This window comes from Protofrankia sp. CiP1_Cm_nod1 (genome assembly GCF_920888515.1).
Classification (GTDB): Bacteria; Actinomycetota; Actinomycetes; order Frankiales; family Frankiaceae; genus Protofrankia.
Genome location: NZ_CAKKTM010000388.1, coordinates 1 through 8,418, shown reverse-complemented (window position 1 = coordinate 8,418; position 8,418 = coordinate 1). Strand labels below are relative to the sequence as shown.

Annotated in this window: 7 protein-coding genes, 2 pseudogenes and 1 riboswitch; of the genes and pseudogenes, 6 read left to right on the top strand and 3 right to left on the bottom strand. The window is 66.2% G+C overall.

Going from position 1 to position 8,418, the window contains the following annotated elements; genetic code table 11:
• The first annotated feature begins 492 nt into the window (after window positions 1–492).
• The 5 genes from NBX02_RS17500 to NBX02_RS17480 all read left to right on the top strand — a co-directional run bounded on the left by NBX02_RS17500 (window position 493) and on the right by NBX02_RS17480 (window position 4,264).
• A complete protein-coding gene (locus tag NBX02_RS17500) occupies window positions 493–1,359 on the top strand; it encodes a ZIP family metal transporter (RefSeq protein WP_250286240.1) in 867 nt (288 codons plus the stop codon).
• Window positions 1,360–2,035: 676 nt separating this feature from the next.
• Window positions 2,036–2,272, top strand: coding sequence for a hypothetical protein (locus NBX02_RS17495; protein WP_250286242.1), 237 nt, complete (start codon window positions 2,036–2,038; stop codon window positions 2,270–2,272).
• A gap of 20 nt (window positions 2,273–2,292) precedes the next feature.
• Complete coding sequence (locus tag NBX02_RS17490; RefSeq protein ID WP_250286244.1) at window positions 2,293–3,468, top strand: SPFH domain-containing protein; 1,176 nt, start codon at window positions 2,293–2,295, stop codon at window positions 3,466–3,468.
• A gap of 371 nt (window positions 3,469–3,839) precedes the next feature.
• Window positions 3,840–3,971 carry a pyridoxamine 5'-phosphate oxidase family protein gene (locus NBX02_RS17485; RefSeq protein ID WP_250286246.1) on the top strand — a complete coding sequence of 44 codons (132 nt, stop codon included), beginning with the start codon at window positions 3,840–3,842 and terminating at the stop codon, window positions 3,969–3,971.
• Entirely contained in the window at window positions 3,968–4,264 is a 297-nt protein-coding gene (locus NBX02_RS17480; RefSeq protein ID WP_250286248.1) for a hypothetical protein, read from the top strand. Before NBX02_RS17485 ends, NBX02_RS17480 begins: the two co-directional genes overlap by 4 nt.
• An 881-nt stretch (window positions 4,265–5,145) precedes the next feature.
• Here NBX02_RS17480 and NBX02_RS17475 read toward each other — a convergent pair.
• Window positions 5,146–5,349, bottom strand: coding sequence for a cold-shock protein (locus NBX02_RS17475; RefSeq protein ID WP_131764847.1), 204 nt, complete (start codon window positions 5,347–5,349; stop codon window positions 5,146–5,148).
• 386 nt (window positions 5,350–5,735) lie between these two features.
• Window positions 5,736–6,032: pseudogene (locus tag NBX02_RS17470) on the bottom strand (transposase); the annotation flags it as partial.
• 5 nt (window positions 6,033–6,037) lie between these two features.
• Here NBX02_RS17470 and NBX02_RS17465 point away from each other — a divergent pair.
• A pseudogene (locus tag NBX02_RS17465) lies at window positions 6,038–6,440 on the top strand (DDE-type integrase/transposase/recombinase); the annotation flags it as partial.
• Window positions 6,441–7,024: 584 nt separating this feature from the next.
• On the opposite strand, the gene NBX02_RS23340 reads toward NBX02_RS17465, so the two are convergent.
• On the bottom strand, window positions 7,025–7,636 hold the full coding sequence (locus tag NBX02_RS23340) for a transglycosylase family protein (RefSeq protein WP_445548506.1): 612 nt from the start codon (window positions 7,634–7,636) through the stop codon (window positions 7,025–7,027).
• Between the two features lie 4 nt (window positions 7,637–7,640).
• Window positions 7,641–7,787, bottom strand: a riboswitch (cyclic di-AMP (ydaO/yuaA leader).
• Between the last annotated feature and the right edge of the window lie 631 nt (window positions 7,788–8,418).

Below are 8,418 nucleotides of genomic sequence, written 5' to 3'. Positions count from 1 at the left end.
GCCGCCCGCTCCACCCTCACCGGCGAGCACCTCGCGGCCTACGTCGGCACCTGACCGAGGCCCTCGCGGACACCGTGAGACGAGTTCTCTCACCTGTTTCGACTCCTCCCAGTGAACCGGGAGCGGGGCGTGTTCGACAGGGGCGAGTGGCTCCACCCGTTGGCCACGCATTTGCTGGGCGAAGGAGGCGCCTGCTGGGTGGGGACAGCTCGAACTGCCAGTCGTGCCAGGCGGTGCGGCCAGGGTTCGGCGGGGATGCCCGCGGCAGCCGCCACCCGTAGGTGCGTATCGGGAGACTTTTCCTTCGGCGGGAAGGCCTGCAATCAAGATCGTCGGTAATCGGTGAACGCAACAGCGCTCCCAGCAGTAGGTGCCTCGGAGGTGAGTCGCTCCCACCGCTGAACCGTCCGGTCAGCAGTCCCATCAGGAAAAACTTGCCTCTACGCACAATTTAGGACAGCCTAACCTAACTGATCTGTCGGAGGAGGACACATGGGTCTGGGCCGCACGCTGCTACTCGGCGCCATCGCCGGAGCGACGATTCTGCTCGGCCTGCCGGTAGGGCGACTCAGGCGGTCCGCACCCACACTGCGTGCGCTCCTGAACGCGGCGGCGGTCGGCGTGTTGCTGTTCCTGGTGTGGGATGTGCTGTCTGCGGCCTGGGAGCCCATCGACGGGGCGCTGACCGAGATACACACCGACCACCACGGCATCGGCCGGGCGGTCGGTTACGGGCTACTGTTCAACGGCGGGATCGCGGTGGGTCTGCTGTCGCTGGTGGTCTATGAGCGGTGGATGGGCCATGCCGCCGGCGGAGAACGCCGGTTCGGACCGGGCACGATGGCCGCGGGGGAACTGACAACTCGACAGGTCGGCCTGGCAGCATGGTCCCCGGCGAAACGCCTCAGCCTGCTGATCGCGGCGGGGATCGGGCTGCACAACTTCGCTGAAGGCCTGGCCATCGGCCAGTCCGCCGCCTCCGGTGAAGTCACGCTGGCCACCCTGCTGGTCATCGGCTTCGGGCTGCACAACGCCACCGAAGGCTTCGGAATCGTCGCACCGCTGGCCGGCGACACCGCTGGTACCCCCGTCCGCCCCGGCTGGGGATTTCTGCTGACCATGGGTCTTATCGGCGGCGGCCCCACATTCATCGGTACCGCTGTCGGACACAGCTTCACCAACGAAGCCCTCAGCGTGGCCTTCCTGACGCTGGCGGCAGGGTCGATCCTCTACGTCGTCATCCAACTGATCACCGTAGCGGCGAGAACCCGACGTATGGATCTGCTCGCCTACGGAATCCTGCTCGGTCTGATCGCGGGTTTCGCCACCGACGGCATCGTCACCGCCGCCGGCGCCTGAACCCAAGGCGGAACGATCATCTTTTCGTGCTGCCGGAAGGTCCTCATGAACTGCTGATGAGACTGGACCGCGGCAACCCGATCGTCGCCACACCCGTACACAGCGGGCCCTCAGCAACCTCTTGAACAGTTACTAACCGGATGTCAGGTGGCGCACAGCCCGGAGATTCGCGGTGAGTATGTGCCGCCAAGATGGCGGTGCGTGAGGAGGCGCGACATCGACAAGCTGCGCTCCGGCGACGAGGCGCTCAACCGGCCCCATGACCGCCCCGGCCCGGGCACCGACAGCCCTGACGGGACGACAGCCGGGTAGGCGACCGTGTCCCCCGCTGCGGGGCCGAAAAGTGGAAGGCGCGACCTGGTGGCGTAACACGAGGATCCCGGCCTCCTTCGCGGCGGCCGAACGTGTCAGCAGTACCAGCGCCAGCCGGAGACGCCCAGCAGGATGCGGCAGGATCAGGTATGGCAGACGCAGGGCCACAAGCCCCGACCATGCCCGAGCGGGGACCGTCAAGATAGACGGCCATGGACAGCTGGCCGCAGGATGATGCTGTAGGTCAAGACCCATGACACAGTCTTCGGCACCAGTACCCTCCGCACAGGACATCCCGCCTGCCACAGTGGTGTTCAGCGGTCGACGATGGCTACTCGGAAGCATGGGCGGGAGGAAGAATGCCGTGGGTGACTCGTCGGTCATCGGTCGCGTCGGCCCCCTCATCGTCGCCACTCGGGGCCCTGGCGGCGCTGGCGAGGTGAAACTGAAGGTGCGTGGCGGTGTCGAGACCTACCTCGCCTGGTCCGACGACCCGCTGCCCAAGGGCGCTTCCGTCCTCGTGGTCGGTAGCCGGGGGCCGCGTACCGTCGACGTGGTGCCGTGGACAGACTTCACCATCACGGTCGACAGCGGTAGCTGACTTGGTCTGAGGGAGCAACGATGCTGGGCTACAGAGTGCCTGCGCCTGACGAAGCAATGCTGATCTCGGGAGGCAAGAACCGCGGCGAGGCACCGTTCCGTGTGGTCACCGGGCACGGCGGCTTCGTCATACCGTTCTTTCGTAAGGTTCGTTTCCTGAAGCTGTCCATGTGCGAGGCGGAGGTTGCCGAGACCTGCGTGACCCACCAGGGCATCGCCCTCAACGTCCGCGCCGTCATCGCATTCAAGGTCGGCAACGACAGCGAAAGCATCGTCAACGCCGGCCAGCGCTTCCTGTCAGACCAGGACCAAATGTCGGTGCTGGCCGGACGGATCTTCGCCGGCCATCTGCGGTCGATCATCGGCTCGATGACGGTCGAGCAGATAATCCAGGAGCGGCAGAAGCTCGCTACCGAGGTACTGGACGGCTCCAAGGAGGAGATGGCCAGGATCGGGCTGACAGTCGACGCGCTGCAGATCCAGTCCATCGACGACGGCGGGCTCGGCTACATCGCGGCTATCGCGGCGCCACACAACGCTGCCATCCAACGACAGGCCCAGATCGCGCAGGCGCAGGCCAACCAGGCAGCCGCCGAGGCCGAGCAGGAGTCGCAGCGCAAGCAGGCCGAGTACGCGCGACAGACCTCCGTCGTGCAGGCCCAGTACCGAGCCGAGATCGACAAGGCGCAGGCCGAAGCCGCTCAGGCAGGACCGCTGGCCAAGGCGCAGGCCCAGCGTGGCGTCATCGCCGCCCAGACCGAGCTGGCCCAGCGCGAGGCGGAGCTGCGCCAACAGCAGCTCGTCGCCGAAGTCGTCAAGCCGGCTGAAGCAGAGGCCGAGCGGGTGCGCATCCTGGCCCTGGCCGAGGCCGAGAAGATGAAGATCCAGGCCGAAGCTGCGGCGTCACATAACCGTGTCGCACTCGACCGGATGCTAATCGATCAACTGCCCGAGATCGTCAAGCAGGCAGCGTCTGGTCTGGCGGGAGCGAACGTCACCGTGCTGAACGGCGCGGACGGCATCGGCGAGATCGCCAGTGCCCTTGTCGGCCAGGGCATGGCTATTTTCGAGTCGCTACGAGGCGGCGTCGGGCAGCCAGAGCACGACAAGGGAGACCGGCGCAGCAGCGGCAGCGCCCCACGATCCGAACTCCAGCTGTCACGGCCCACCCCCCGCGCGCAGCCCGACGCCAACTGACGCGGACGTCCGAAACGCGCTCCGCGCAGTACGGTCTCGGCGGCTTTCTCCTCCGTCCGGCGGCACCGCTCAGCCAGCTCGGCATTGCCCGCCAGGAGCTGGCGGGCAAGCACGACGCGCTGCTCGCGCGAAAGCTCCTCCGGGTCGGGTACCCCGCGTGCTGACCAGGACCGACCTGCCGCCCGGTACACGCACCAGCCCTGCTGCAAACAGTCAAAACTCGGTGTGGACGACGCACCACTCGGACAGTCAACACGCCGGACAGCCACCACGCTTAGTATTTACAGTCCCGCTGCCCACACTAGGCTGGTGCGGACGGTGGTTCCCGCTGCTCCGGGCGCCGCCTCCTACCTGACACCGAGGGGGTCTGCGTGGCCGCACTGACCGACGAGGCGCGATCTGTGATCACCGGTGGGCATCTGGGTCACCTGGTCACCCTCAACCCGGACGGCAGCCCGCAGGCGAGCGTGGTGTGGTGGGGCTGGACGGGGACGCCATCGTGACCGCCCATCTGGCGGAGTACCAGAAGATCCGTAACATCCGGCGGGACCCGCGGGTCGTACTGACCATCGAAGGCGGCGTGACAAACGCGGCCGGCCTGGCCGAGTACCTCATCGTCCACGGGCGTGCCACGGTCAACGAGGGCGGCGCGCCCGCCCTCCTGAACCGCCTCGCCAAGGTCTACCTCGGCCCGGACGCCAGCTACCCCCCGACGCCGAACCCGCCCGAGGGCTACGTGCTCTCGATCTCCGTTGACCGCGTCGGGGGAGTCGGCCCCTGGTCCGGCGACCACTGACCGGAGGCCCGCGGCTCCGCCCGGGCTTCGGAGGGCACTGTTGCATTCGCGTACACCGGCAGATCTTGGCCGCAAGTCCTCCGGCGTCGAGGCTCACCAACACGGCTCCGGGCGGCTGGTAGCCCACTGACCGGGGCACATGAGCGCGTCCGACAGGAAGATCCGCAGTGAAGATCGCCTGTGATCGGCGAATGCAACAGCGCCGTCCGAGCCGGGTGAGTTCTCCTTGAACGCGGCGGTGCCCCCGTGAGGGTTCTCCCGGGTCAGCCGGACGACCAGCTCGCGCAGCTCGTCATCGATTGTTGGGCGTCCGTGCCGGTTCGGGTACGTCCACCGGCGTGTGACCAGACGGTGATGCCACGCTGACAGCGTGGCAGGAGCGACAATGCGATGGCGACGTAGTTCGTCGGGTAGCAGCCGCGTCAACGCGGACAAGATCCCACGGTCCGGCCATGAGAGGCGCGGTGGGCAACCTGACGGCGCAGGACCGGGACCTCGTGCCTTGGCATCAGGATCTCGACATCCTTCACCGCGGATCTGCGCAGCGCCAGACTCAGCGAGCCAGACAGCCTCACCGTGATCAGATACGTCGACCGAAACAGCACGACCGCTGACCATCGCACGGCCACGACCCGACTGAAACCGCCGATGACCGCCCCGACGTCAGCTTCGGCACGGTACAAAGCCCGGGAGGGACGTGCAGTGCTGGTCGGTCACGGTCCTAGCGACGGTCGTCCTCGGCAAGGCCGAACGGACCGCGGGCTATCCACCCACACGCGACTCCGACCCGCTAGATCTTGCAAGCCGCCCATGGGCCTCGATGCGGCCGTTCGTCACCGTGTTCGACGCGACCGACAAGAATGATCGTCCGCGACCGCAGATCAGACCGGGCGGACGTGCTCGGCCTGCGGACCCTTCTGGCCCTGCGTGATGTCGAACTCCACGCGCTGGTTCTCCTCCAGGTTGCGGAAGCCGGCGCTGTCGATGGCCGAGTAGTGAACGAAGACGTCGGGACCGCCGCCGTCCTGGGCGATGAACCCGAAGCCCTTCTCGCCGTTGAACCACTTCACAGTGCCCTGAGCCATGTGTTCTTTTCCTTCGTGGGGGCCGTACCGGGCCGCCTGCTGCGAGTCCCGGGTTGCCGTGGTGTGATCGTCCCCATGTCGGATAGGACTGGAAAACGAAAAACGCCCGCTGTCAGACTCCACGGGCGTTCGAAACGTTCGAGGAAACTCCAACTGCAACGCATCGACCTTACCAGATTCCATGGCCCGACGCGGAGCCAGGGGCAACGGGGCAACGGGGCAACGGCGGCGTAACTCGATCAGTGCGAGTGGCGACAGGCTGGAGCCGACGTTGACGCGGCCGTCGACAGGCACCGGGTCGAGTGCCCGGGGAGCGGCATGACCGGATACTTCCTGCGGCGTCGATGGGCGACACTGTCCGTGCGGGTCTGACGCCCCTATGTTCGTCAAGCCGCTGGACCGACCAGTCCAGCCGTCCGGCCGGTGGTCCGCGGGAGCGCGTGATAGATCTCCCGGGCGACGTACCGCTTCCAACAGCGGACGATCTCCCGTCGGGTCGCGCCTTCCGCGATCCGTCGCTGCTGGTAGGTCCGGCTCCGAGGATCACAGCGCAGCCGGGTGAGAACGATCCGGTGCAGGGCGGTGTTGGCCTGGCCGTCCCCACCCCGGTTGAGACGATGCCGGTGGATCCTGCCGGAGAAGGCCCCGATCGGACGGGCACCGCGCAGGGCGGCGAAGGACGCCGCTGGTCGACCAGGACGGCCAGGTCATCGACGTCCTCGCCGCCGACCACCGCGATCTGGCCGTGGCCCACCGCTTCTTCACCGTCGCGCTGTCGCACGGCCGGCGCCCGGTCGAGGTGAGCGCCGAGCAGGCCGCCACCTACCCAAGGGTCCTCGACGAGCTGCTGCCCAGCCTCCTGTCACATCGACGCCCGGCGGGCAAACAACCGGATCGAGTCCGATCACGGCCAGCCGAAGGTCAGGCTGCGGCCGATGTGCGGACTACAACGTGTCCGTTCCGCCCAGACCGTCAACCCCGGGCATGCGTTCGTGCGGAACATCCGCCGTGGCCACTACGAACTCGCCGTCGACACCGAACCGCGCCTACGGGTGTCGACTGCCTTCATCGAGCCCACCCTGGCGATCTGATCAACATTCAGACGGAGTCCGTTATGTCTTGCTTTCCCATAACGCAACAGATCTCCGCCGATGCCAGCCGTGGAGGCGGCAGGTTCCCGGCGGCGGAAACCAGCCACAACGTGGGGGAACGGCGTCCCAGCATCCAAACCATTGCTGAGCATAATCATACTGTCATTATCGGACATTTAGCCGTGCGGGACGGCACCGCCCCGCCCCTGACGCTCTCCCGCACGTCATGTTCGATGCTACCGATCGCTCCTCCGGCCGGGCGCCGTACGGCGCCCGGCCGGATTTCCTTTGGCTCCGGTCCGGCTGAAAGCCGGGGACTCCTGCACCAATGCCACCGAGTTAGGCCGATGTTCGATTTTGTTTGCTTTCATCTTCGTAGGCCAGGAACCTGGAGCTTGATTTCGGTTACGCCCATCCAAGCGACACTGATTATTGTATAACCGTTATCTCGTCCATCGGGGCGGGCCCGCGACGGCACCAGTACGGGCGGTTCGGGATTTCCGAAGATTTCCCTTCAGGAACGGGCAGCTGTTTGCCTGCTCGGCTGGCAGGGTCGTCTGGAGGAACGCCCCAACGTCCGCCGTCTAGTCGTCGGCCGGGCGGGTGTCCTGATACCAGGACGACTGGTAGGAAGGCCAGTGGTGGTCCGTGGTGGAGGGAGGGACTGGAAGGCTGCCGGCATCCTGGGGAGCGGCGCCGGCGTTGTTCCCGTCGCCGGCGTTGTTCCCGCCCCCGCCGGCCGAGCTCGTCGGTTGTTCCTGGGCATTCGCTGGTTGTGACTCAGTAGCGGTCGGAGCCGTGTCGGCGACACTGCCGACTTTTCCAGCCCAGCAGGACTGCGATGCGGTCCAGGGAGCCGTGCCCTGCTGGGCGTACAGGATCCGGGCACGCTTCCATTGCTCGGCAACGCTGGCGTTCTGCGGCAGCCCGGTTCCACCGACCGCCTGCCACGTGCCGGGAAGAAACTGGAACAGCCCGCCGGCGCCTATCGAGTTGACGGTGGTCGGGTTGCCTCCGGACTCGCATTGAACAATTGCCGACAATATCTGGTCTTCGGATGGTGCCGCGCTGGCGGGCCCCGAGACTCCGATGCCGACGCCGCCGATGGCGGCGGCAAGCGTCGGAATGGCGACTAGCGAGCGAGTATACCTTGTGGTCCGCCTGGTTCCGCGATGCCGAGCACGCGCATGGGACATCTTGATGCCCTTTCCCCACGCCTGCGAGGTGAGCTGTCGGGTTCGGGCTGGGAAATGCCCGGCCGCATCTTGCGGCTTCACCCCAAGGGCGCTTCGCGGCGCCCGGGAAGTGGTTCCCCCGCTCCTGCCGTTGGTTTGGCGATCATCGGACGGGGCAGGACTCGGCGTGTTTCGTCCGACGCGTGCCCTCCTTGCGAAAGCACGGCAGAACCCTAGCCGCGAAGGCCGGTCGGCCGGCAAGGTGCGGTGAAGAAGTACACAACTGAACGTCGACACTTGATTTCGACCTTGACTGCCGGTAACGCACGCGTGCGTGCGCTTATATTTAAGCAGTCACAGTCGGCAGACCGTCTCCGTGACATTGCTGCTGCCTTTTGGCGCAGATCTTCGTACGCTTTGTGGACAGTCGGGTCGACTGAGTAACGCCGAAATTTCGAGTTCTGCTGACAGCCCGCGTCGCAGGTCGCGACGTGACCATCCATGCGCACCTGCGGCTGCGGCTGCGGCTGCGCAGAGCTCGATCCCCTGGATGACCATCCACGCGACCCAGCAGACAACCATAATTCTGACTCCCGGGAATCCGCCCCTTTTCTCGGACACTGGAACCCGAACAAAAAATGACGAAACGATGGGGCCTGCCGCAGTACATGGCCGTGATAAGTGGCAGGGTTCGTACCGTCGGAAGGTGGTATCCCCGGCGGTGTCGAGAAACGATGACGTTTCTCGACACCGGTGACCGTATGGAACAGAACCATCACCACTGATACCCGAGTCCGCCCTAA

Coding starts and splice junctions, on each gene's coding strand:
- NBX02_RS17475 (WP_131764847.1), bottom strand. CDS start 5,349: ATGGCTCAGGGCACTGTGAAGTGGTTCAACGGCGAGAAGGGCTTCGGG.
- NBX02_RS23340 (WP_445548506.1), bottom strand. CDS start 7,636: ATGTCCCATGCGCGTGCTCGGCATCGCGGAACCAGGCGGACCACAAGG.
- NBX02_RS17500 (WP_250286240.1), top strand. CDS start 493: ATGGGTCTGGGCCGCACGCTGCTACTCGGCGCCATCGCCGGAGCGACG.
- NBX02_RS17490 (WP_250286244.1), top strand. CDS start 2,293: ATGCTGGGCTACAGAGTGCCTGCGCCTGACGAAGCAATGCTGATCTCG.